Raw genomic sequence first — 22308 nt, 5'->3', positions numbered from 1 at the left:
CCTGAATTATTCATAGAAAATCATTAATTGGTTACAATCGTTATTCCAATAAGCTTTTTTGTTAAATGTTAATTCACTTGATAAATGAAAAAAGAATCCATTTCTGATAAGGTTAAAACAACGACGAAATAACCACAGAAAGGATTCTTATAATGGCTACTTTACCGCAAATTACCCTTGATTTCAATCGCAAAATTAAATTGTCAAATGATGGAGGGGATCTGTCCTCCGATACTGGTGAATTTCTTTTTAGGGAATTCGATGAGAAAATTGGATTTTCAAAAACACTAGAAAACCATTTGAGGTTAAACGATTCTAGGGCCTATTACCTCCATTCAAACGAGAACTTATTACGTCAAAAGATTTATCAAATGATTGCGGGCTATTCCGAGGATGATGCAGCTGATCATTTAACGAAAGATCCAGTTTTCACCCAAATCATAGGAACGCCAGCGCTCGCTTCACAACCGAGTTTATCTCGTTTTTACACACGTTTTGATAAAGAGTCTATTGATCATTTAAATCAAGCAAACCAAGAATTACTTGATAAAATCCATTCATTTCGGGGGTCCGAAGCTTTATTTATCGATTTGGATTCAACCCATTCTGATACTTATGGAAATCAAGAGGATTCTTCCTACAATACGCATTATGGAACAATGGGTTTTCATCCATTGGTTGCTTTTGATGGTGCTACAGGTGACTTTCTTAAAGCGAAGCTTCGTCCCGGAAATGTATATACTTCAAATGGTATTGTTGAGTTTATTCAGCCATTAATTGAACACTACAACCAAAAGTTCCCTGAAACGAATTTATTCCTTCGTGGAGACAGTGGGTTTGCCGTCCCCGACTTGTACGAATTGTGTGAAAAGGAATCCGTTTTATATGTGATCCGATTAAAATCTAACCTACAATTACAAAGTCTTGCTAAAGAATACCATCCTTCTTCTGCACCACGAGATGTTTCAGAAACAGAGCGCTATTTTGAAGAAGCCACTTATCAAGCCAAGTCATGGTCGAAACCAAGAAAAGTGATTATCCAATCGGTACGACCAGCTGGTGAATTACTTTTTGCCCATTCCTTTTTTGTTACAAATTTTGAAATAGCTTCTCCAAAAGACATCGTACGAGCTTATCAAAAAAGAGGAACGATGGAAAACTATATCAAGGAATCAAAGAATGGCTTTTATTTGGATCACATGAATAGTCATTCTTTTCAAGTCAACACGGTAAAAATGATGCTAAGCCTGCTTGCTTATAATTTAACGAATTGGTTACGAACCATTTGCTTTCCACAAGGTCAAAAGATGATGCAAATTGATACCATACGTACAAGGCTTATTAAAGTTGCCAGTAAACTAGTGAAATCAGGTAGATCTTATTACTTTAAATTGTCATCAAGTTTTGTCTATCAGAAATTCTTTTGGAACGTATTGGGTCAAATACAAAAACTCCAGATTGAGTAGCTTAACTTGGTTTTACCAACTGAAAAAAATTTAAATTTCAGTTAAGGGGAGAAGTCTGCCTAAAAATAGGACATTTCCAATGGGAAATAAATTAATTAGATTTTAAAGGTTAGAAAATGTTCAATCTTATAAAAAGATAGAAAACTCTCACCTGCATTTTAGAAAAACGTGCATCTTTTAAAGTGCTATGAATATTTCAGGTATCTATTTTTTTTATTTAGCAACTAGGGTTATTCGTGATTTTGGAGAATTGGTAACAACATTTATTCTTCCTATCACTCCTGTAGAAATTTGTAATTTTAGCTTAATAGTAATCCTTACCTACATCATCTATTTAGGAATGGAAGTCTTAGGAAGAGTAACAGAAGTATTTACACCATACGCCATTTTGTTCCTTATCATTATGACCTTTCTATTAATTGGAGATGGTGACATAAAATTAGAGAGAATTACACCTATTTTAGCTACAGGTATAACACCAGTGTTAGATACCATTTTCCCGTATGAACTCATTAGACCATATGGTCAATTATTTACATTAACATTTTTATTCTCTAATTTGCCACAACAAAAATATGTACGACATACATTAATTTACTCTGTAATTTCATCCGGCTTTTGGTTGACGATAGGAACTCTAATTATAACTACTTCTTTAGGCACTTCCATCGCAATTCGAAGTAATTTTCCACTTGTAAGTGCATCTCGCTTAATTAACATAGGCGATTTCTTACAAAGATTAGATGCATTCGCCGTGTTTATTATCGCATTAGGTGTGATTATTAAAATTTGTATTTTTTCCTTTGCAGGTTTAAAAGGTTTAGAATACATCTTTAAAATCCCCTATCGAGTATTAGTCGTTCCAACCATGTGTATTTTATCCCTGTATTCCACCTTTATTAGTTTCGAACTTTCTGACCATATCACCGAATCAGTAACGGTAGTTCCATATTTTTTAAGCTTACCTTTATTTTTTCTATTACCTAGTTTATTTATGTTATTAGCAATAATTAAACTGAATTTTAAGTCACAGTGACAACCCGAAATTTGTCGATAAATATAGGTATATCTGTATCTATCCTACGCAAATGGATTAATCAATTTCGATTTAAATAAGGAATATTCCCAAATGAAGTTCGTTCATTTGTCCTCCCAAAAAATATATGCGGTGTAATTGCATTCATTTTTCTTTACAATGTTGCCATCACAATCACTTAAAAATACAGCATTGCAATCTTATTAACTCCCTGTCAACATAATTCAAGGTATCACTATGACAGAGAATCAATATACTCGCAGATGAAAAAAATCAATCATGATGAGTATTTAGAATGGTGGAGGATAACAATAGCGAACTCACTCAGCTTGCAGAAAAGAAAAATGACATGATCTCCATGCTTGAAAGTAATCGACAAGTTAAAAGAAGAGCTTCTTCCATTTCTTAACTTTGATTGCTAACGTCCGAAATTCTACATCGTCTCATCAATATAATCAATGTAAAAGAAGACGGCACACCGGTTATTCATTACCGATTTGCCGCCCCGACATTTGTATAGAAGCATGATTTCCCCTTATCGGGAGCCTGCTTCTTCTTTTAAAATCATCTGCGATACTACCTCAACATGGCTTGAGAGGACAGAATGAATGTCATTTGAACCTGCCAGTTCTCGGAAACATATCTACTGCGTTTTTGGGGCTATCGGTAGACGGAAACATATCCACTCAGTCAAATTACCTTCACTGGACGAACCACGCTGTCATCTTCATCATTAATCAACTTTCCTTCTAAATATTTATCAAATATTCCAAGAGAAAGAAAGGTAACAACTCCGTCATTATTTTAAATTTCCAATTCTATTGGCTTTGACGAAAGGAAAATCAAATGCACTTTTATATCCTCATCCACACCGATAAATTCCTTTACTTTCTAAGGTTCTGAAAGTATTATGTCATATCTCTGCCTGCAACGATCATAATACCCATATAACATCAAAATCACCATAATATATTTCCCAATCACCGAAAATCCTTTGGTATTTTACATCTTTTTCATTAATCTTTTTAGAGTATGGGATAGGTTTGTACGTAACGAGGATTAGCATAATAGGGCGGTCTAGGTCCTATTAACGGCATTGACCACGTGTAAGGGTTGTTATTATAGAGCATCTCTACTTTTTCATCTAGAAAATTCACTAGTAATAATTTGACTTCAGGGCTATATTGAAACAAGCGAATAACCTCCTCTTAAATTTACCTAATACACCTTATTCAGCAACCTCTTATAAAGAGCAAGTACTTCTTTCATAAAGCTTTAAACAATTTTGGATTGGAACATGCACTAGGTACGCCCATGCAACATAATGTAAAATGGTATTTTCTATTAATGCAAGGAGGTCTCCAATGAAACAGTATGAGCAAAAAAATCAGAAGAGAATCACCGATGGAAATTATCCAATATATCCAAATTACGGGGTAATAACTCGCTATGAAGAAATTCCGATTAATGTCCCTGAACAACGTCAACTTCGACAACCGGGCGTTGAAAAACTGATGGTTCCCCGGCCTATTATTGAAAATCCAGAGTACAGGGGAAGCGGGAAATTAACAGGGAAAGTCGCCCTCATCACAGGTGGGGACAGTGGGATCGGAGCAGCTGTAGCAATTGCGTTTGCTAAAGAAGGTGCTAGTGTTGCCATTTCCTACTTGGATGAACATGAAGATGCAAGCAGAACAAAAGCACGGATCGAACAACTCGACCAGCGTAGCATTTTATTGCCAGGTGATGTCCGAGAGAAAATTCAATGTATCTCCATCGTGGAACAAACGATCCAATCATTCGGACGATTGGATATTCTTGTTAACCACGTGGGTATCCAGTTCCAGCAGCCAAGTTTACTCGATATCACTGACGAGCAATTCGATGACACCTTTAAAGTTAATATCTATTCTCATTTTTACACAACTAGAGCAGCGCTTCCCTATTTGAAACCAGGCAGCTCAATTATTAATACATCTTCGGTTACGGCTTTTAAAGGTCCTTCACAATTGATTGATTACACATCAACGAAGGCAGCGAATATTGGCTTTACTCGTGCTTTGGCCAATAATCTTATAGATAATGGAATTCGGGTCAATGCTGTAGCACCAGGATCAACCTGGACTCCACTCCAACCGTCAACATATTCTGCAGATCAGGTCGCTATATTAGGTTCCAGTAATCCGATGCGGAGAATGGCCCAACCATTTGAGCTTGCGCCAGCATACGTCTATCTTGCCTCTGACGATTCCAGATTTGTTACTGGCCAAACCATTCATGTTAATGGTGGAGAGCTAACATCATCATAAGAAACTATTCGACCAGTAAGATTAGTTAATCTTGATGCTTGATAAATTCCATTAAATAAGTTAATAATTGTGGGTACAACTTGTCAGTTCCTTGGTGTTAGGGATTAAGTGTTGCGTGTGGTAACCCCACTTTTAATCTAAAACTATGGGGGTGGCAAGTTTTTTGCATTTATAGCCCTTTAAATCAAGGATTATTAACTTTTTTAATATAAAAGTTTTGACATTACGGTATGTTATAAAGGAGGCGAATTATGATTCTCTCTAAATTTGTAGACGAACTACCCATCCCACCTATTTTAAAACCTCGATGGAAAGATCAGTTTTATACTTATTACGAAGTAAATATGACTGAATTCAGTCAATCACTTCATAGTCAGTTAAATGACTCAACTGTTTGGGGGTACGAAGGTGGATATCCAGGACCTACAATTGAAGTCGAAAGTGGAGAAAAAGTGTTTATTAAATGGATTAACAATCTTCCTGATAAGCATCTTTTTCCAATCGATTATACGGTTCATGGGGCTCATCGGGACGTGCCTGATGTAAGAACAGTCGTGCACGTACACGGTGCTTGTGTTGAATGGGAAAGCGATGGCTACCCAGAGGCTTGGTTTACAAAGGGATTCAAACAAGTGGGGCCATATTTTAGAAAGCAAATCTATCGATATGATAATTGTAATAATGCTTGCACGCTGTGGTATCATGACCATACGATTGGGATTACGAGGCTAAATATTTATGCAGGTTTGGCAGGATTTTATCTTATCAGGGAAAATCGGGAGCGTTCATTGAATTTACCGAGTGGAAAATATGAGATTCCTCTTATGATACAAGACAAGACATTTAATGAGGATGGTTCTCTTTACTACCCGAAGCAACCGGAAAAACCGATTCCTGAATTAGAAATGTCGATTATTCCTGAATTTATTGGGGATACGATTCTAGTAAATGGTAAAGTATGGCCTTATTTAAAAGTGGAACCACGTAAATACCGATTTAGGCTTTTAAACGGATCCAACACTCGTTTCTATAGGATTAAGCTTGATTCTGAACAACTTATGTATCAAATTGCGACTGATGGAGGACTGCTAGAATATCCAATTGGTATCAAGGAAATCATGTTAGCCCCTGCAGAAAGGGCAGATGTAATCATTGATTTTACCAACTTAGAAGGGAAGAATATTATCATGAAAAATGATGCCCCCGCTCCTTTTCCAGGGGGGATCAAACCGGATCCAAATACGGTTGGTCAAGTGATGCAATTTAGAGTAACTCTTCCTTTATCAAGTGTTGACACTAGTACAATTCCGGCTTATATGATACCTGTTCCAAAAATAAAGGAACAGTCAGTTACGAGGATAAGATACCTAACATTAAATGATAATATGGATCAGTACGGTCGTGAATGGATGCTATTGGATAATAAACCATGGGATGCACCCATATCAGAAAATCCAAAATTAGGGGCAACCGAAATATGGTACCTCATCAACGTAACTGATGATTCACACCCAATTCATCTTCACTTAATTGATTTTCAAATACTTGACCGAAGAAATTTCGATGTTGATAAGTTTAACAAGGAGAAGGTTATCGAATATACAGGTCCGGCAATGCCACCGGAACCACAAGAACGAGGATGGAAAGATACCGTTCGAGCTAATCCGAAGCAAGTTACTCGAATAATCATGCGGTTCGGACCATTTACCGGGTTATATATATGGCACTGTCATATCTTGGAGCACGAGGATTATGAGATGATGAGACCGTATATTGTTATCCGATAATAATCGATGGCTCGAGAGGACAGAACGAATGTCTTTCGAGCTGTCGGTTCTTGGAAACATATCCACGACATTTTTTACACTATCGGTAGGTAGGAACATATCAATCAATTTTCCATTTTTTGAGAAACATGATATGAGGGAATATATCCATCTTAAGCTAAATTTACATAAATCTTATCACATATTAACTTAATCACGCTCCTAAATTTAAGTATTATCACTACTCATTTTTCTAGTGAAAACTATAATTGCTATAGACATAACTATAACAGCATATCCAATTACCCACCATAAATGTGGGAATATATGATGATAGTCACCTGAAATTGCAGCCCGTCCTGCATCAACAGCATGTGCAAAGGGAAGCAATTCAGCAATTTTCTTAAAGGGTCCTCCAACAAGGGCAAGATCAAACCAAGTACCTGAAAGCCATGCACTTAAATTTGTCAGTAAAGCTCCGCATACGCCACCTACCTGCTTATCGGTGAACAAACTGCCACAAAGTAATCCAATAGCAATAAACAGTATTGCAGCTGGAACTAAAACTATAACTGCTAGTAAAACATTTAAACTAATTGTCAATCCAAGAAAGAATGCAACAGCAAAGCACACTCCAACCTGTAAGATTGCCATGGGTAGTAAGGGGAGTGTGTACCCAAATATGAAATTACTGGACATAAGCGGAGATGTGAATAAGCGTAACATCAATGAACTAGTTCTGTCTTTTGCAATCAACATGCCGGAGAAGAGTGAAATAAATGATAGTCCGAAAACAGCAATTCCAGGAGTCAATTGTTCAATTACAAATAGCTCTACAGGAACATTCGATTGAATAGCAGAGAGTAACAAGAGTAAAATAACGGGAAAGCCTATGCCAAAAGCTAAGTTAAGTTTATCCCTCAAAATTTCTTTACTATTCCTCGTAGCCAATGCTAATGTCTTCATACACTAGCCCTCCCTTCTCCTGCAATGGCAATAAAGGCATCTTCAAAACTTTCGGCGCTTGTTTTTTTAATCAGTTCGTCAGCTGTACCAACTTCTTTTAACTCTCCTTTTGTCATTATCCCTATACGATCTGACAAAGAGACTGCTTCCTCTAAGTAATGGGTGGTTAATATTATCGTGACCTTACCTTTCATTTTTTTAATAATAGTCCAAAGTTCTCTTCTTGCAATTACATCAAGTCCAAGAGTGGGTTCATCAAGAAATAATAACCGTGGTTCTGATATTAATGCCATTGCAATACTAAGACGTCTCTGCCAACCACCTGATAATGTTTTAGCTCGATCTTTTGCTATGTTAGACAGACCAAATGAAGAAATGATTTCATTTGATTTTTCTTTGGAATCTTTTCTATCATACCCATATATTCCGGTAATAAATTCAAGGTTCTCTCTAACAGTCAAATTTGGAGCGATTGCAGTTTCTTGAGGAGAAACATTAATTAATTCTTTTACCTTGAAAGCATCTGAGATAATGCTGTTTCCTAATACTAAGGCATCACCATTTGTTGGTTTTACAAGACATGATAACATTTTTATAGTTGTAGTTTTACCAGCACCATTTACTCCGAGCAAAGCAAATAATTCTCCTTGATTAACGCTTAGATTAAGAGCATTAACTGCAACTCTCTCCTTATATTTCTTTGTAAGATTTTCTGTTTGGATTGCTATCATTCCTCGCCCTCCTTATCTTTATTTAGCTTTTTGATTTCTTCCGCAAAAATTAAACTATCTTTTTCGTTATGCTCAGGATAAATTTCTTTTGATCTCCCATCAAGAATTGCATCTGCAATCTTGTCGAAAACACCCATCCGTTCAATTGCAATACCTTTTTGAGCGTCTGCAAGTAGTATCAATGTATCCCCAGATTCAATGCTAAACATATCACGCACTTCTTTTGGTATAACAATCTGTCCTTTAGGTCCTACTTTAACTGACCCCATGTATTTACCATCCTTTTCTTTATCACTCTTCATAACATAACCTCCAAATCATTTTTATAATTTTATCTACCAACTCGTTTTACTTGTATAACAAGTTATACTAATTATACTTATAAATAATTCCCTTGTCAATAATTATTTGAGTAGGCCGACATTCAAAGAGAGTTTTCTTCTCACTCGGCAGCCTTCTAATCTGAGTTATATTTCTATATCAATCTCAACATCCGATTTGAATTCAACGGTGAGTTTATCATCAAAAACTGTTACCTTTTCAATAAGCCGCCTTACTAATTGCTCATCATATTCCTCCAACTCGCAGGATTGCTCATTCAAGAAATCAGTCATTTCAGCGATTCGTTGCCTTTTTCCTTCTCGCTCTGCATTTTCAACAAGTGCTTTTTGCTTTAATTCTTGAAGTCGGTAAATTTCATCAGCAACATCTTCATAGTCATTCTTGGACTTTGCTTGGACAAGAAGCTGTTGTTGTAATTCTTCCAATTTGCTATCAATGTCATCAGTGATATTATCTTTTTCTTCATTAAATACAGTAGCTATGTTTTTCTGTAGCGCCTGGATGAAGGGTTCTTTGTTAGCCAAAAGTTCGTTAATAGCCTTAACCACTGCTGTCTGCAATGTTTCCTCGTTTATGGTAGGGGCAGTGCATTCAGACCCTTTTTCCTCCAAACGACTGACACATCTCCAAACAATAGACTTGTAACCTCGGTTATTCCAGTGTACTCGTCGGTAAATATCACCGCATTGCCCGCAGTAAACAATACTTGATAAGGCATACTTACTACTATAAACTCGCTTTTTACCGCCCTTGCCGCCGCGAAGATTTGCTCTTCGAACCATCTCTTCTTGAACCTGCATAAAAAATTCACGTGGGATGATAGGCTCATGGCTGTTTTCTACGTAATACTGGGGAACGATGCCGTTATTCTTGACCCGCTTTTTAGAAAGGAAATCAACTGTGTATGTCTTTTGTAGTAGGGCATCACCGATATACTTTTCATTCTGCAGTATCTTTTTCAGTGTTTCCGGTCTCCATTTTGCTTTGCCTGCTGCTGTAAGAATACCGTCTGCTTCAAGTCCTCTTGCTATCTGCAAAAGGCTGGCTCCCTCTAGGTACTCCCTATAAATCCGTTTAACAACTTTAGCACCCTCTGGATCAATCACTAATTGCTTGTTTTCATCCTTAGTGTAACCAAGGAAACGCTTGTGGTTGACTTGAACCTCACCTTGCTGATATCGATACTGAATACCTAGCTTAACGTTCTGGCTTAAGGACTGGCTCTCCTGCTGGGCAAGTGATGCCATAATGGTAAGTAGGACTTCACCCTTAGAATCCATGGTGTTGATATTCTCTTTCTCGAAGAACACAGCAATGTTTTTATCCTTTAACTGCCGGATGTACTTAAGACAATCCAACGTGTTTCTGGCAAATCGGCTTATTGATTTTGTGATGACCATGTCAATATTGCCTGCCATACACTCCTCAATCATGCGGTTAAATTCATCACGCTTTTTCGTATTGGTACCAGTGATACCGTCATCCGCAAAAATACCTGCCAATTCCCATTCCTTGTTCCTCTTAATATAGTTTGTATAATGCTCAATCTGAATTTCGTAACTTGAGGCCTGCTCATCACTATCTGTTGAAACTCGGCAATAAGCTGCCACTCGTATTTTGGGTTTACTCTCACTATTTTTATTATTTCCGATTCGTTTAATTGCTGGAATTACTGTTACATTCCTGCTAACTGCCACTGGTTACACCTCACTTTCTATCAAACTGTAAGCATATTCTGCCTGCTTATATGGATCGTCATATTTTTGTACCAGAGGTTTTGCTTTGAACTTTACAGGATAAGTCGTTTCCGGCACATCTTTGGGCTCCCATATCCTTCCGAGCTTTTCTGCTCGCTTTCGTTTTTCTAACCTTGCTTTTTCAAATGTCTCCTCATCAATAATTGGAGGGTAGAATTCATCGCCAAGGTAATGCTTGTTCTGCAACATCTTACTTACTGTGGCATGGTAGCAGTCTATCCCAGCTTGTTTAGCAGCATCCTTCAAAGAAAGTCCTGCCAAATATCCTGAATATAATTCTTTTACCTGCTCTGATGATTTTTCATCCACAACAGCCTTTCCATCTTCAATTCTATATCCATAGGGTGTGTGCCCCATCTAATTCACCAACCTTTCCTTCAATGTGATTCCACATTTTAATTCAAATCCGACTTCCTCTCGTGAAAGGACAATAATCTTCTCTACGTATTCTTCAAACAGCTCATCCCCATAGGATGTGAGCATTTTGGACTTAGTGGCAAACTTAAGTAAATGGTCAACCTCGTCTACTTTTGCAAAATTGCCATTGACAGAACGAGTAAGTTGATCCTTTTCAGCAAGAAGTCTTTCTCTTTCTGCTTCCAGTGAATTCTTTTCTTTATTAAAAAGAGCAGGTTCCAGATATCCTTTGGCCATTAAACCCGTCAACATCTGGCTCTGCTCCATGTTATTTTCAATCTTAGTCTCCAACTCTTCAATTCTGCGAAAACTTGCCGCATTGTTCTGGTTACGTAACCCATTCAAAAGTGGTCTTAATATGAATTTCTGACCGAAAATGAGTTTATTCATCATCGTGACAAATGCAGTCTTTATATCTTCATCTCGTATGAACTGCATGGAACATTCCGTTATATTGCTTATATGCTTACTGCAACACCAAGCAATGTATTTTCTTCCAGATGAATGAATCCGTCTTTTAAAGGTACTGCCACATTCCGAGCAGATGATTTTACTGGAGAAAGAATATCGGTTTAAATATTTGCTGTTGCGCTTTTCGATGCTTTTTTCCTTTGCTCTCTGATTGAGAACGGCATCTACAGCTTCAAAATCTTCATGGCTGATAATTGCCTCATGATGGTTTTCTACTAGATACATATCTTTCTCACCATAATTGGTGTGCCTATTAAAATGGCTGTCCGTATAAGTCTTTTGCAAAATAACATCACCAGTATATTTTTCATTAGTCAGAATCCCTCTAATCGTAGTAGCTGTCCAACGACCACCTCTTTTTGATGGGATACCCTTTTGATTAAGATCATTTGCAACTTTCTGTGTGCCTTTGCCCGATAATACCTCTGCAAAAATATACTTCACAACTTCAGCCTGCTTGGGGTTTACTATCATTTGACCGTCATTATTTTGATAACCATATGGCGGGTAGGAAATTTTAAAGGTTCCGTTTTGAAATCGTCTTTGAATGGCCCACTTCGTATTTTCTGAAATGGAAATTGACTCACTTTCTGCAAGCCCACTTAAAATGGAGAGCATCAACTCGCTTTCCATTGAACCCGTATTGATATTTTCCTTCTCAAAATAGATATGAACCCCAAGGCCTATCAGTTTTCGAACCATCTCCAAGCAGTCTGTAGTATTTCTCGCAAATCGGCTGATGGACTTTGTAATAATTAAGTCAATCCTTCCAGTTTCACAGTCTGATAACATTCTAAGCAGGTCAGAGCGGTTTTCCTTTTTCGTGCCACTGATTCCCTCGTCATAATATAAGCCTGCATATTCCCATTCTGGATTCGCCTTTATATAAGTCTCATAATGAGCCTTTTGCGCTTGCAAGCTGACTAGCTGTTCATTACTATCTGTTGAAACTCGGCAGTAGGCAACTACTCGTGTTTTTGGCTTAATAAAAGAGTTGGCTAGATTCCCTTCTATTTTCGTTATCTTTTTCATCCTCTCACCTCCTTCTTGGTAGGTCACATATTACCTCTGGAACCCTTATATATCAACGGTTTCAGGGCATTATCTCAGCTAAAAAGGGGGAGAATGTTTGGCGATTGAGTGCATCTATCTTGTTGAATTCTACTTCAGTTATTAAGCCTTTTTCGAGCATCTTTCTCAGCAATTTTTCTGCCTGAATATAATCAAACTCACGTTGTAACTGTTCCTGTGACACTCTCTTAAGTGCGGTGATGCTTTTGTCTATAACCTCATCCGAGATCTTCGTAACTTTTTTATCCTCGTGCTGATTCACTAGGAATCACCTCCTACCTAATAGCCGTGGGAACAGGTCGAAGTTGAGGATTTGTAGAATTTAATTAAATCAAGGCATAAAAAAAGAGCCTGCAAGGGAAGAACCCCCGCAGGCTAGATAAATTAATAGTTTAATATTTTATTTAGGAATCTCGATGATTTTTAACTCGCTCAATTTGTTAATCATACTTAATAAATGCATCCGTAAAGCCTGCCTTTTTAGCCTTGGCAAGCTGTGCCTCAGCATTTGCTTTATCCGAATATGCACCGATCTGCACACGGTAATATTTCTTTTTCACTGGTTCTGCTGGCTTATTTTCTGTGATTAGTAATTTCTTCACATCCGCTCGAAAGGTGTCCATACTCTTCCCATGTTTAGGGAACCAGTGCATCACATCCCCATGGTTACTGGCAATGCCTCGTTTATAACCTTCGCTGTGACAGATGATATCTTTTTCGCTAAATCCATAGAGTTTGCAAAGATGTACACAAAGCTCCACAGCTTCCTTGTAAACAGCAGAAAAATACGAGGCATCGGTCAATCCGTCCTCGCAAATTTCAAATCCAATATGAGTATTGTTCGCAGCTCCGCCAGCATGCCAACCTCGGTGATTCCAAAGTAATGTTTGATAGGTAGCAATGGAACCATCTGCTAATTTACCAATGAAGGCATGGACACAGACTTCACGCCCTCCAGGTTTGTCTTGATTCCAATGGTTGTTATACTGGTTCTTTCCTAGCAAGCCATCGTCTGGGCCAACGTAGCGCTTCAACCATGGGTTGTTTGCACCAGTCGAGTGAACCATAATACCCTTTGGCGTTATGATTTTACCCGCTTTATAGCAGGCATTGTTCGTAAGTAATAGTTTGCGTAACTTCATTAAAATCACCTCTAATCAAATATTAAGTCAATCATCTTCCACCACCAGGCTTAGGCGGTTCCCCATCACGTCCATGTAGTTGCTGTAAAACCGATTTTAGGTTTTCTGGAATAGGCAGTCCAATATGTCCAGCGTTCTCTAAAATGGATACTCCTTCATTACTTAGGTAGAAAAAGATTACTGCTGTTCGTAAAATGCCACTATTTTCTCCAATACTAACCAAAATTTGTGTATCGATAATATGAGCGATGCCTACCATTATAAAGATGAGTACCTTTTTGAAAATCCCCTTAGCACCGATTTCGCTACACAGTTTTTTGTTTGCAATTGCACAAAAGACACCTGTCAGGTAGTCAATGATCACAAAGGCTACCAGTGCATAGAGAAATCCGTCATAACCGCCGAGAAACCACCCAAGAAATCCACCGACTGCGGCAATAGCCAGCTGTATCCAATTCCAAATTTCTTTCATTAAAGACACCTCCGTTTCGTGTATTTCCATATAGAAAAGCGCCCCTGCAAATGACAAGAGCGCTGAATTTTATTTTTACATTATTTTTATTAGGTCATGAATTTGTTGCATCACATCTGCCCTAGGCCTTCCTGTACCAATAGGTAGCCATGTGACAGATGGTATATCGAACGCATGGGAAGAATCAAAACTATTAATTATCATAATAATCGCATCAATAGCTTTACGCATTTCAACGATATGGAATGGCCAATTCTTAACAGTGGTCTTTCTTGCGATGATCTCCTCTTTCCAAGTTGCAGGGGACATATTGTAATAGCTACGTACCCTGTTTATAGCAGTTCGAAGCGTCTTAATATGCGCTGCCTTTACATGTGTCACATTAGCGGTGATGATTTCAAAAGGTAATGCTAAAATCGTGAAGGTACGAACAACTTCTGTGCTTGCTGACTCGATATCACTGTCAAGGCAACGAAAAGTAACCGTATGATTTCCTACAGAAAGCGGTTCAGCTTGGTAAATTGTCTTGACCCCATTACCAAGATAGCCGCTTACAGAAAACCGCTCAGGATTGTCTACGCTGTTTTGCCATGAACCAGAGTCAATCCTTACCTCCACTATTTGTGTTTGTCCATCTGGTTCAATTCCTGTTGTGATCATAAAACGTGGTGTAGCATTATAAGTAAAATTGCCAGACATTGGACAGTCCACTATCGGTGCTACAGGCGGGCTGTTTTTCTTTACCGCGTTACTAACAACATAGGCAGACACTGCATCAAGTGCATCTGTGACGCTGATTCGATAACGAGTATATCTACCGGCAACCTGTGAGGCATTTACCTGAAGAGTGCCTGAAGTCGCATTGGAAATAACTGTCGTCAGTGCTTCATAAGCAGACCAATTTAGTCCATCTATCGAAGTGGCCTGTTGAATAACATATTGCTTGATGGAGCTGGTTCCAGGTACCGTTCCACTCCACGAAAGGTTTATTGTATTTACTTCATAGATAGGAGGGTTTGCGGCAAAAATAGTCGGCGGTATTGGTAGTATGTTTTTACGAACAGTATTACTGGTAATAGTCCAGCCTGAGTAAAAATCCTCTCCAGCTGTACCACGGGTTCTTATTCGGAACCGACGATAATGACCACGTGTAGCAGGTGGACTGACATTTAAAATACTGCTTGTTGCAGAAGTATTGACTATCGCCAATGCCAACCAAGCACCCCAATTGCTATTATCTGGCGAATCACTATATTGTATTTCGTAGGAAGTGATGGGATTACCTGCGCCACCAGCTGCTCCACTCCACGAAAGAGTAACGTTTCCTTCAGATAATGTTGCACTTACCGTGCAGGCAGTCGGTGCTGCACAGGCAGTGATGTTGCAATAAATGCTATTACTGATTTTCTCTATTGAGTAAACATCAAATGTGTCAATTGTCCAAATACCAAATTGTGTATATGTTCCTGGGGTCCTCGATACAATTGGATTATAGCTACCACCGCTTGCTGCCAATGTCAACATGGTCAACACATTCCACGCACTCCATGTGCTGTTATCCGTGGATGTGCGACTGGCAATTTGATACCCCTTAATTGGACTGGTACCGCTAGACGCTCCGCTCCAAGTAAGTGTGATAGTCTCATTACTATATGCCGCAGGGGAGGCAACAGCAGTCGTTGCTGGCTTTGGTACCGTATTCCTGCGGACGCTGTTTGTGGATACTTTCCAGCTAGAGTAATAACTAGCTCCTGCTGTACCACGGGTTCGTACACGAAATCTTCGGTAATTACCTCGCGTTGAGGGCGGTGCTACTGATACACTGCCACTTGATGCTGTGGTGGTCACAGTTGTCAGAGCAGTCCATGCTCCCCATGTGATGTTATCGGCAGAATCACTATATTGAATCTCATAACTAGAAATCGTATTATTGATGCCCCCAGAAGCACCACTCCAAGAAAGAGTCACATCCCCTTCCGCAAGTGTCGGGGAAACCGTACAAGATGTCGGTGCTCCACATGCTGTAGTAAGCAATGGAGAGCTTAATACCGTATAACTCGAATTGGTAATTACACCAGAGGATAATGGCAATCGCCCATCAGATACCACTTTGAATGTGACTGGCTGGGTTGCATTACCTGTAGTAGAAGCACAGGTCACCGAAACATACCTGAGTCTTGGTGTAGTTCCATCCCAGTTATCCCCGTCCGCCGCTTTGATTCGCACCTGCGAAGAAGATCCATTTACAGTCATTGTACAAAGCAATGCATAACCATTATGGATGAAGGAACCTGAAGAACCCAATGCAGCGGATATGGTAAAGTTGTATGTCATCTGGCTATTATTAGGTCGGCTTTTAGTATAAGTAATCGTGTAATAAACGGTCGGGCTGGAACCCGCCTGCAGAGTGATGCCGTTAATATCCGCCACTTATATTCACCTCCTATTCATAAACCGCAGAAACTAGCGAGTTTACCAACCCGCAAAGACTAGTATTCAACCGAGTATCAATAATGTTATTTGCTGAAATCGATGTAGCAGCTGAAGGTATTAGAACATCAGCAATACCTAGTTCATAGACATCGCTTGTTCTTGTCAATTCCGGAGCTATGGGCGATGCCGTTGGAGTACCAGTAACAATGGCGAGCTGAATGCTTCTCGTAATTTGACTTAAACGAACCACAACCCTGTCTATGCGAGGATTGCTCCCAGCTGCTGTAGCAAGGGGTTTATTTAAAACATCCGTATTTTCATATCTATAACCATTAATCCATGCACTGCCCGGTGCTATGGTTACTGCTAATCCAATCCCAGGAGATACCAGTAAGTTTGTTGGTGTCGCATAAAACACACCATTCGAGACAAGGCTTCCAAAGTATGCAGCGAAGTCCGTTGCATCATAGACTCTATCACCATCGGATGAATTGAAAAATCCGCTTTTTTCCATCAATCACTCCTCCTTCTATTCCGTTTTTGTATACTCTATTACTACATAGCCTGTATACGCAGTTCTATCATTGCCTGGTTCGACTACAATGTCGGTCTTATTTGCGAAGAGTCCGATTTGCGATGCGAAGTTGTTGTACCGGGCAAGGGGCAGTGGCAAGAATACGGTCCCATTTGTCGCAAAGCCTGTTAAACTGACAATAGTGCTGAGGTTTGATATGCCGTGAGCTACGCTTTTCGGTGTCGCATTTGTAAGTGACCCAAGATTCACTTGCTTGCGATAAATTGTCTTACCATCTATCCATAGTCGCCCAGTGTTTTGTTCTGTAGTTGAATAGTCGCTAAAAGAAGAAACCATTTTAGTAGCTGTAATTGTACGGTCTGCAATTTTTAAACCTGTAACTGCTCCATTGGCAATTCTTGCAGTAGTTACAGGTTCATTATTGATATTAAGCCAGTTTGCTTGTCCAGAAGGGTTATTAAATACGAAAACAGAAATCACATAGAAAGTCAGCGTATTGCGAGAAATAAAGAAACCCATTGCCCGCTGATATCCATTTCCCGTATTGTCCCCGCTATGTTTTATCAAAAAGACATGGCCGTCGTCACTTGGCTGGTCACTAAACTTATTGCCACTCCATGAGGTGAAATAAAAGGCATCTCCAGGTTTCATATAATACAACGCATATTGTCCAATCGATATAGTTCCTCCGCCAACATTGATTTCGAGCGCAGGTAGTTTTCCATACAGATTGTTGATAGTAGATGCTACGTTGTCTCCTTGAATCTTTGAATCTACCTCCGTCAAGTCGCCTAAGGTTTCCTCAACTGTTACTAGCGTATCCTCCACTGCTCCTAAAGCCTGTGCAATTTCAGATATGCCAGTTGGAGCCGATATTGCTGTTTTCACCTCGCTCAAGTCGGAGTGTAATTTTTGGGCTATTGTCAATTCAGCTTTTCCGAATACTACACTGATACTCTGGCCATCTGCGTCATAGGTTTCTTCAACTTCGGTGATGCGTGTCGTCATGGATACACCCCATGCTTTGGAAATGACTTTGACGGTCTGCCCAAGATCGAAGTCTATCTTATATGACAAATTACCGTGTGGATTGACCGATGTATCAAATGAATAGCGTATGGCTTGCTCACTCAGCTTACTTTGACCTCGAAAGATTAGTGTATCAATGTAATCTAAACCAAAGTCTTCTGCCCGTAAGTCCTTAGCATCCACAAAAATTTCGTGCCTTGTCTCACCAGAGCCACTTGTAATTGCAACAAAAGTTCTGTCTGGACCTTCTCCTTCACCACCAACAAGGGCGGTGTTGGCATAATCTCCAGCACTTATTGTATAAATCTGTTCTGTAAGGTTTTCATATTCCTTAGAAAATACAGCTTGTGATTCCGTTCCCATATATAACGCTACGGTAAAAACCCCTGTAGCAGGAGTGAACACAGTCTTAATGCCAACATCCGATGCAACACATAGTTCCGTCACAGCATCCATCAAATTTCGATACGATACCTGTGTGCTGATAGGAACATTAAAGTTTGGAGCAGAAAAGGATATGTTCGCAATCTTCCTTGCTACATCAGAAGGATTGATAAGATTATTATTTAAAAGTTGCTCTACACAAGTAGAAATATCACCAGACAATTTCTCCGTTTGCCAAACAATGCGGCGGGAGAGGAAGGAAGTTGCAAACCGACCACTTGCAGTAATAATTTCATGCTCGGTTTGAGAAAGTTCCAGATGTTCGATGATCCCGACTTCCTCATCATCATTTTTCCAGATGATATTTCCTTCCTTTAATAGCTCTGTATTTTCCGTAGTTGCAATCGCTTTTAACTCAAATGAGCCGCACTGGGAATAGCGTCTCGTCCAGCGTAAGTACTCAAAGGACTCCACAATGCCCACAAGCTCTCGGTTTGAATTGTAGATATACAGTTCCATCTTCACACCCCCAAAAACTGCGGACGAAAGTATATGCTAACCTCTAACAGTTCCATATTGACAGAAGCATCGTAACGCAGTGTATTAAGACCCGCCGCGAGTTGAAAGAACACCGAATTGGTATCCAACAGGGAAAATGCATTTGTAACCGTTGACCCATCAATCTGGACCACACGCTTACTAGCGAAGTGGGTATATACACGAAGTTCATCCCCAGCGCTCATTGTTGTGAGAAGTCGGATATACTCGCCAGTATCTATGTTTAATAGTTCAGGATTCGACACAGTGCCTAATGCCCTAAACACAATTTCACATCCGCAAGATACATCCCCGATATTTTCCACCGTTATAATCTGGCTAGGCTGACGCATTCCAAACTCCATCCCACTCGTTGGAATTTCCAGTTCAAACTCAAACAGTGGTATCCATGATGCCAGTTCCTCTCGCACCTCATTTAATGTCTCGAAGAAAGGGGATGGGCAGAGTAGGCTGATAAAGAAATTAGGTATTCGTTGCCGATTAGAAACACTAAAGCCTGCCTCCTCCACCACACAGGATATCTGTCGGTCACGGTATTGAAGGGTCCCAAGTAGCTTTGGGCTAAATATTTGAAGGAATCGTTGTCTCCTTTTATAGGCTTCATCGGGAGTATCAGCAACAACCGTACCTTCAATTGTTATGTTTCGCATATCTAGCGTGGAAGAAATATAAAAAGCGCCATCCTGATCTGGCGCCTTGAAAGTGTTGACGGTTTGACGCACATTGCCAGTACCATCTACCTTCGTAAGAAAGTACGGTCGGCTTTGCTTAAGCGTAATGCTCTCTCCGTCTCTATTGGTGTATGTTAGCTCCATTGCCGTACCTCCCTTACAATTCAAGTGCCAGTTTACGGGATAGATTCTTAAACTCCCGTGCTAGTTCTTTTTCTGATAGAGCCTTAGGTGTCATAACTGAAATATTTTGAGTGATACTTGCACCAGTGGCATTGCCTTGCCCAGATACACCTCTGTAATTAAAATCAAAGGTCGTTGGTACTGCATTTTGCATATCCTTTGAAACTGCTGTCATTGCATCCTCAAAACCCACGCCGATACCTTCACCCATGTTGTGACCAATTCCAGCAAATAGGGTTGAAGGGGAGCGGATACCCAAGAAGTCTTTAATCCTTGAAACAACATTTCCGAAAAATCCAGAGATTTTACTCCATAGCCATGCACCTGCGTCTGAAATCCCCTTCCACAATCCTTTAATTAAATTTCCGCCTACTTGAGACATTTGACCGATATAACCAGTAAAGGCTCTGACCAGTCCAGAGATAATCTGAGGAACTGCTTTAACGATCTCCACGATTATCCTTGGCAGATTTGCAATAAGTGCCACAAACAGTTGTACACCCGCTAGGATAATCTTATCGATGTTGCCAATAATTGCATTCACCAGTGAACTAACAATCTTGGGAATAGCACCTACAACAGTAGTAATAATCTGTGGCAATGCCTGTATGAGTGATATTAGAAGCCGGATACCTGCATCAATAATCAAAGGAATCGACCCAATAACAGCACTGATGATACTATCGATAATTTGCGGAATTGCTTCCACAACTGCTGTAATAATGGTAGGCAAAGCTGTAACCAGTGAGGTCAATAATTGAATCCCCGCTTCAATAATCTGCGGAATAGATTTAATGATGAAATCCACTATTGCTTTGATGATGACAGGCAACGCAGAAGTAAGCTGAGGTATTGCATCTACCAATCCCTTTGCTAATCCTATAATCAACTGCAATGCGGCATCCAAAATGAGAGGTAGATTATCCATCAATCCTTGGACAATCTGCATAACTGCAGAAACTGCCGCAGGGATGAGTTGTGGTAACGCTATGCCGATTCCCTCCACAAGTGCTGTTACTAATTCAATTGCTGCATTTATTAGCAGTGGAAGGTTATCAATTAATGCACCGACAATCGTCATTAGAGCACTGACCGCAGCCGGAATAAGTTCCGGTAAAAGGTTCAAAATTGTTTCCAGTACTTGCGTGAATATATTTGTGACTAATTCAAGAAGCATAGGAAGCAAGTCACCTACAGCTGTTAAAATTGCACCTGTCGCTGTCGGTAATGCGGCTACGATATTCTCTAAAACCGGTACGATATTGGTGACAACCGCCTCAAAGGCATCCACAAGATTCTCAGTCAGATTTGTCATATCCGCATTGGCATTGCCGAGTCCGGCTGTAAATGAGCCAAGTGCAGCTTGTAACAATCCAATGGAACCGGATATTGTCTGGGTTGACTCTCTCGCAAAATTCCCAGCATACTGCTCCGTATTCTCAAAGAACATCTGCATTGCCACTTCAGCCTTTTCCGCTTGTGTTGCGGTATTCCAAGTAAAATCCAGACCCTTTGCGAGAGCATAGGCTTCGATGTTTGTAGCGTTCATCGCAACACCTAAGTTATCCATCATATCAAAGTTACCCTTTGCCGCCCCAGTGACTGCCTCCAATGCCGAGGACATATCAATACCCATAACAGATGCCATATCTGCCGCACGTTGCATGGCCTTTTCAGTTAGCTCAAGACTCCTCTGTTGCTGTATACCAGAACCTTGTAACAATGCCCCCATTTTATTGGCAGTAGCAAGATACTCACTTTGGGAAATACCGAGGTTTTTATAGGCTTCCTCACCGGTTTTCTGAATCGATGCAGCGTATGCTCCAAAAACCGCCTCCGATCCACCTAGGTTTTGTTCTAATTCTCCGAACTGAGTAACTACCTCTTTACCTAACTTAATAGCCGCGGCTCCAGCTGCAACGGCAACTGCACCCATAGCCACACCAATTCCCTTTAGTACACCGCCAAGCTTTTCAAACCTGCCACCTGCGTCTTCTGCACTTTTACCGGAATCCTCTAACTCTTCACCAAGATTCTCGGCTTCAACTGTGGACTCCTCAAGTTCACGCTCCATAAGGTTCAGTTCTGCTTGTGCCCTGTTCAGCTGAATCTGCCAGTTCTGAGTACGGCGGTCATTTTCACCAAAAGAGGAGGAGGCATTATCAAGGGCAGCCTTAAGGGTAGAAATCTTTTCTTTCTGTGCGTCAATTTCTTTATTCAAAACGGCATTACGAGCGGTAACTGACTGAATGGATTTATCGTTTTTATCAAACTGACTCGTTACAAGGGCCATTTCACTGCCCAATACTTTAAATGATTGATTGATTTCTCGCAGTGCGTTCTTGAATTCACGCTCGCCTTCAACACCTATTTTTAAACCAAAATTGTCTGCCATGCCTTCACCTCCTCCTAAATACCTGGTGGGATAATATCGTCAATGGTCCGTGTTTTCTTTGGCTTTTCAATACGATGCCATTGTTTATGACAAGTCCATAAATCAAAAAACAGCCCAATTGGCATAAGCCAGAATTCCTCTGTCTCCATGCCCATCTGAACTGTTCCATAATAA

The 22308-nt window shown here is 39.9% G+C and carries 19 protein-coding genes; 4 read left to right on the top strand and 15 right to left on the bottom strand.

Going from position 1 to position 22308, the window contains the following annotated elements:
• Positions 1–152 precede the first annotated feature (152 nt).
• The 4 genes from ADJ83_RS13830 to ADJ83_RS13815 all read left to right on the top strand — a co-directional run bounded on the left by ADJ83_RS13830 (position 153) and on the right by ADJ83_RS13815 (position 6598).
• The gene (locus tag ADJ83_RS13830; protein ID WP_016205278.1) at positions 153–1466 is read left to right on the top strand and encodes an IS1380 family transposase; all 1314 of its coding nucleotides are present in this window, start codon (positions 153–155) and stop codon (positions 1464–1466) included.
• A 187-nt stretch (positions 1467–1653) separates the two neighbouring features.
• A complete protein-coding gene (locus tag ADJ83_RS13825; protein WP_031536847.1) occupies positions 1654–2502 on the top strand; it encodes a GerAB/ArcD/ProY family transporter in 849 nt (282 codons plus the stop codon).
• A 1364-nt stretch (positions 2503–3866) separates the two neighbouring features.
• A complete protein-coding gene (locus ADJ83_RS13820) occupies positions 3867–4811 on the top strand; it encodes an SDR family oxidoreductase (RefSeq protein ID WP_031536848.1) in 945 nt (314 codons plus the stop codon).
• A gap of 251 nt (positions 4812–5062) precedes the next feature.
• On the top strand, positions 5063–6598 hold the full coding sequence (locus ADJ83_RS13815; RefSeq protein ID WP_031536849.1) for a multicopper oxidase family protein: 1536 nt from the start codon (positions 5063–5065) through the stop codon (positions 6596–6598).
• Between the two features lie 207 nt (positions 6599–6805).
• Here the strand turns inward: ADJ83_RS13815 and ADJ83_RS13810 are convergent, their stop codons facing one another.
• From ADJ83_RS13810 to ADJ83_RS25855, 15 genes are all read right to left on the bottom strand, one after another.
• Positions 6806–7543: an ABC transporter permease gene (locus ADJ83_RS13810; RefSeq protein WP_031536850.1), complete on the bottom strand. Its 738-nt coding sequence runs from the start codon at positions 7541–7543 to the stop codon at positions 6806–6808.
• Positions 7540–8274 carry an ABC transporter ATP-binding protein gene (locus ADJ83_RS13805; protein ID WP_031536851.1) on the bottom strand — a complete coding sequence of 245 codons (735 nt, stop codon included), beginning with the start codon at positions 8272–8274 and terminating at the stop codon, positions 7540–7542. Before ADJ83_RS13805 ends, ADJ83_RS13810 begins: the two co-directional genes overlap by 4 nt.
• On the bottom strand, positions 8271–8576 hold the full coding sequence (locus ADJ83_RS13800) for an AbrB/MazE/SpoVT family DNA-binding domain-containing protein (protein WP_031536852.1): 306 nt from the start codon (positions 8574–8576) through the stop codon (positions 8271–8273). The genes ADJ83_RS13805 and ADJ83_RS13800 overlap by 4 nt, the downstream gene beginning before the upstream one ends.
• Before the next feature lie 165 nt (positions 8577–8741).
• Positions 8742–10313, bottom strand: coding sequence for a recombinase family protein (locus ADJ83_RS13795; RefSeq protein ID WP_031536853.1), 1572 nt, complete (start codon positions 10311–10313; stop codon positions 8742–8744).
• Positions 10314–10316: 3 nt separating this feature from the next.
• Positions 10317–10730, bottom strand: a complete 414-nt coding sequence (locus ADJ83_RS13790; protein WP_031536854.1) for a recombinase family protein — start codon at positions 10728–10730, stop codon at positions 10317–10319.
• Positions 10731–12293: a recombinase family protein gene (locus tag ADJ83_RS13785; RefSeq protein WP_031536855.1), complete on the bottom strand. Its 1563-nt coding sequence runs from the start codon at positions 12291–12293 to the stop codon at positions 10731–10733.
• A 61-nt stretch (positions 12294–12354) separates the two neighbouring features.
• Entirely contained in the window at positions 12355–12594 is a 240-nt protein-coding gene (locus tag ADJ83_RS13780; RefSeq protein ID WP_031536856.1) for an SHOCT domain-containing protein, read from the bottom strand.
• 178 nt (positions 12595–12772) lie between these two features.
• Positions 12773–13474 carry an N-acetylmuramoyl-L-alanine amidase gene (locus ADJ83_RS13775; protein ID WP_031536857.1) on the bottom strand — a complete coding sequence of 234 codons (702 nt, stop codon included), beginning with the start codon at positions 13472–13474 and terminating at the stop codon, positions 12773–12775.
• Positions 13475–13505: 31 nt separating this feature from the next.
• Entirely contained in the window at positions 13506–13946 is a 441-nt protein-coding gene (locus tag ADJ83_RS13770) for a phage holin family protein (protein ID WP_027625352.1), read from the bottom strand.
• Between the two features lie 75 nt (positions 13947–14021).
• Positions 14022–16172 carry a hypothetical protein gene (locus ADJ83_RS13765; protein WP_239687081.1) on the bottom strand — a complete coding sequence of 717 codons (2151 nt, stop codon included), beginning with the start codon at positions 16170–16172 and terminating at the stop codon, positions 14022–14024.
• Between the two features lie 217 nt (positions 16173–16389).
• Entirely contained in the window at positions 16390–16893 is a 504-nt protein-coding gene (locus tag ADJ83_RS13760) for a hypothetical protein (RefSeq protein WP_028988104.1), read from the bottom strand.
• Between the two features lie 15 nt (positions 16894–16908).
• Positions 16909–18846 carry a siphovirus ReqiPepy6 Gp37-like family protein gene (locus ADJ83_RS13755; RefSeq protein ID WP_028988105.1) on the bottom strand — a complete coding sequence of 646 codons (1938 nt, stop codon included), beginning with the start codon at positions 18844–18846 and terminating at the stop codon, positions 16909–16911.
• A gap of 2 nt (positions 18847–18848) precedes the next feature.
• Positions 18849–19700, bottom strand: a complete 852-nt coding sequence (locus ADJ83_RS13750) for a phage tail family protein (RefSeq protein ID WP_028988106.1) — start codon at positions 19698–19700, stop codon at positions 18849–18851.
• Between the two features lie 13 nt (positions 19701–19713).
• A complete protein-coding gene (locus ADJ83_RS13745) occupies positions 19714–22134 on the bottom strand; it encodes a phage tail protein (protein ID WP_028988107.1) in 2421 nt (806 codons plus the stop codon).
• A gap of 14 nt (positions 22135–22148) precedes the next feature.
• Positions 22149–22289: a hypothetical protein gene (locus tag ADJ83_RS25855; RefSeq protein WP_170211208.1), complete on the bottom strand. Its 141-nt coding sequence runs from the start codon at positions 22287–22289 to the stop codon at positions 22149–22151.
• Positions 22290–22308: the final 19 nt, after the last annotated feature.

It is taken from the genome of Bacillus sp. 522_BSPC (genome assembly GCF_001076885.1).
GTDB classification, from domain to species: domain Bacteria; phylum Bacillota; class Bacilli; order Bacillales; family Cytobacillaceae; genus Niallia; species Niallia hominis.
The sequence above is the reverse complement of the archived record's forward strand: the minus strand, read 5'-3'. Positions and strand labels throughout refer to the sequence as shown.

Bases quoted from the DNA above. Each gene is read 5' to 3' on its own strand.
- ADJ83_RS13805 (WP_031536851.1), bottom strand. From the start codon at position 8,274: ATGATAGCAATCCAAACAGAAAATCTTACAAAGAAATATAAGGAGAGA.
- ADJ83_RS13755 (WP_028988105.1), bottom strand. From the start codon at position 18,846: ATGGAACTGTATATCTACAATTCAAACCGAGAGCTTGTGGGCATTGTG.
- ADJ83_RS25855 (WP_170211208.1), bottom strand. From the start codon at position 22,289: ATGGGCATGGAGACAGAGGAATTCTGGCTTATGCCAATTGGGCTGTTT.
- ADJ83_RS13820 (WP_031536848.1), top strand. From the start codon at position 3,867: ATGAAACAGTATGAGCAAAAAAATCAGAAGAGAATCACCGATGGAAAT.
- ADJ83_RS13745 (WP_028988107.1), bottom strand. From the start codon at position 22,134: ATGGCAGACAATTTTGGTTTAAAAATAGGTGTTGAAGGCGAGCGTGAA.
- ADJ83_RS13830 (WP_016205278.1), top strand. From the start codon at position 153: ATGGCTACTTTACCGCAAATTACCCTTGATTTCAATCGCAAAATTAAA.
- ADJ83_RS13760 (WP_028988104.1), bottom strand. From the start codon at position 16,893: ATGGAAAAAAGCGGATTTTTCAATTCATCCGATGGTGATAGAGTCTAT.
- ADJ83_RS13810 (WP_031536850.1), bottom strand. From the start codon at position 7,543: ATGAAGACATTAGCATTGGCTACGAGGAATAGTAAAGAAATTTTGAGG.
- ADJ83_RS13785 (WP_031536855.1), bottom strand. From the start codon at position 12,293: ATGAAAAAGATAACGAAAATAGAAGGGAATCTAGCCAACTCTTTTATT.
- ADJ83_RS13750 (WP_028988106.1), bottom strand. From the start codon at position 19,700: ATGGAGCTAACATACACCAATAGAGACGGAGAGAGCATTACGCTTAAG.
- ADJ83_RS13770 (WP_027625352.1), bottom strand. From the start codon at position 13,946: ATGAAAGAAATTTGGAATTGGATACAGCTGGCTATTGCCGCAGTCGGT.
- ADJ83_RS13790 (WP_031536854.1), bottom strand. From the start codon at position 10,730: ATGGGGCACACACCCTATGGATATAGAATTGAAGATGGAAAGGCTGTT.
- ADJ83_RS13775 (WP_031536857.1), bottom strand. From the start codon at position 13,474: ATGAAGTTACGCAAACTATTACTTACGAACAATGCCTGCTATAAAGCG.
- ADJ83_RS13825 (WP_031536847.1), top strand. From the start codon at position 1,654: ATGAATATTTCAGGTATCTATTTTTTTTATTTAGCAACTAGGGTTATT.
- ADJ83_RS13815 (WP_031536849.1), top strand. From the start codon at position 5,063: ATGATTCTCTCTAAATTTGTAGACGAACTACCCATCCCACCTATTTTA.
- ADJ83_RS13800 (WP_031536852.1), bottom strand. From the start codon at position 8,576: ATGAAGAGTGATAAAGAAAAGGATGGTAAATACATGGGGTCAGTTAAA.